This window comes from Bacillus pseudomycoides DSM 12442 (genome assembly GCF_000161455.1).
GTDB lineage: Bacteria > Bacillota > Bacilli > Bacillales > Bacillaceae_G > Bacillus_A > Bacillus_A pseudomycoides.
This window is the reverse complement of the sequence record NZ_CM000745.1, coordinates 122,883-125,164: the sequence shown is the minus strand read 5'-3', so window position 1 is coordinate 125,164 and position 2,282 is coordinate 122,883. Positions and strand designations below refer to the sequence as shown.

Sequence of the window (2,282 nt, the reverse complement as noted above, 5' to 3'; positions counted from 1 at the left end):
TCCTTTATCGAAAAGCCACCCTGTTTTCATAGCGCCATTAGAGTTTAGGTAATACCAAGCCCCGCTATCAAAAAGCCATCCTGTTTGCATGACTCCGCTTGAATTTAAGAAATACCAATTATTATTGTTTTGTAACCATCCTTTTTTTACAGTTTCATTTGTTTTAATTGCTGTATTGTAAGTTGATACAGTTTCAGCCATCCCTTTTATAGGAATAAAAAGTATGCTTGATGCTAAGATAATTGATGCAGCTTTTTTTAACATTTCTTAATAATACTCCTTTTAGTAGTTTGTTAGTTTCATATTAACCAAAGTACTATTGTAACAAGGGAGGAGGAAAAAACAAACAAATATCATAAAAGTCTAATAAATTACTGTTAAAATAATTTTATATGAGTAGTTTCATATAATTGTTAGTAAAGTGGAATGTAAATAGAAGTGAAAAGGAACAGTGATTGAGAGACGAGCATAAAACTAGAAAAAGTTGACTTATACAGTCAATTTTTTATTTTGAGGGTGTTGTAAAATTCATACATATTCAAAAATAGATGCATAAAAAAATTCGTTTTCTTGGAAAAATGATACCATCAAACTATCCGAAGAAAGGACGAATTTGCTAGTATAATAACCAATTTTGATATTGAAAGTAACTGTTATGTACTTATTACTGTCCTAGTGGAAGAAATCGAAGTATTGAAATCATTAGCCTTTGGAGCAGGGTTATTAAATCATGTATTAAAAATATTGAGGTGGAGTTTATCTGAGATACTATAATATGATGAAGGGCTTCTAAATCTAGTATTAGGAATCTGAATGAAGTTACATATCATAGATAGAGAAGATCCGTCTCCGTCGAATGTGGGTATTCAGTTAAGGATTTTTCATTTCGTTATAAAGGAAAGTACGATGTACTTGACGTATCTTTAGAGATGTAACTATAATTGTTACGATTCGGATTTTATAATGGAAAGGGTGAATGATGTAAGTGAATGAAAGTAATCATGATGTATATAAACCTGTAAGAGTAAACAGGTTATGGATGATTCTTGTATTAGGGACACTCACAGCAATTGGGCCATTGTCCATTGATATGTACTTGCCCTCGTTACCAAAATTAACGGATGATTTACAAACGAATGCTTCTCTTGCTCAGCTTACTTTAACAGCTTGCTTACTAGGGCTTTCGGTTGGACAATTATTTGTTGGTTCAATTAGTGATATTTATGGACGGCGCAAACCGCTTATTATTGCTCTTATTATCTATGTTACATCTTCTTTATTGTGTGCCGTTGCACCATCTATTTGGAGTTTAGTTCTTTTACGTTTCTTACAAGGAGCTTCAGGCTCAGCAGGTATTGTTATATCACGTGCTATGGTACGTGATATGTACGCAGGTTCGGAGATGACAAAGTTTTTCTCACTGCTTATGTTAGTAAACGGAGCAGCGCCTATTTTGGCTCCGATTATTGGAGGACAATTGTTACAGTTTACATCATGGCGCGGGGTCTTTATCGTTCTTGGAGTGATAAGTGTATTTATGTTAGTATCCGCTATTTTTGTATTGCGTGAGACATTGCCTCTTGAGGAGAGAGAAACAGGTGGTTTAGCAGGAACATTAGCGATATATGGGAATTTGCTGAAAGATCGCTTATTTATGGGGTATGCTTTGTCGCAAGGCTTAGTGTCAGCAGCAATGTTTGCTTATATTTCGGGCTCTCCATTTGTGTTGCAAAATATATACGGGGCATCACCGCAAGCATTTAGTTTATTCTTTGCGATTAATGGTATTGGGATTATTATTGCTAGCCAAATTACTGGACGTTTAGCGGGGAAAGTAAATGAGACAACATTATTTGTAATGGGCGTCGGAATTGCAGCTGTTGGTGGTCTTTCTTTACTTCTTATGATTGTACTAGGAGCAGGGTTGATTGGTGTTTTATGTTCGTTATTTCTTGTTGTATCAAGTGTTGGGGTTGTATCGGCAACAGGTTTTTCACTAGCAATGAGAAATCAAAAACAAGCTGCAGGAACAGCATCAGCTTTACTTGGTCTACTACAGTTCATTTCTGGAGCGCTTGTTGCGCCTTTAGTTGGGATTGGAGGTAGTAACACAGCACTTCCTATGGGAATTGTGATTGCCCTATGTGAAGTGGGAGCGGTTTTATGTTATATCTTTATGGCAAAGCGCAGTGAAAGACAGTTTGTACTTCGGGAAAAGCAGGATATAGAGGCATAAGAATACTAAAAAAGAGCTAATTCAAAGTATATTTTGAATTAGCTCT

At 35.5% G+C, this 2,282-nt stretch carries 1 protein-coding gene and 1 pseudogene; one reads left to right on the top strand and one right to left on the bottom strand.

Translation table 11 applies throughout. From position 1 onward, the window contains the following. Positions 1 to 264 (bottom strand): annotated as a pseudogene (locus BPMYX0001_RS34455) (glucosaminidase domain-containing protein); the annotation flags it as partial. 775 nt (positions 265 to 1,039) lie between these two features. On the opposite strand from BPMYX0001_RS34455, the gene BPMYX0001_RS00715 reads away from it, so the two are divergent. Continuing rightward, on the top strand, positions 1,040 to 2,236 hold the full coding sequence (locus tag BPMYX0001_RS00715; protein WP_240516923.1) for a multidrug effflux MFS transporter: 1,197 nt from the start codon (positions 1,040 to 1,042) through the stop codon (positions 2,234 to 2,236). The last annotated feature ends 46 nt before the right edge of the window (positions 2,237 to 2,282 follow it).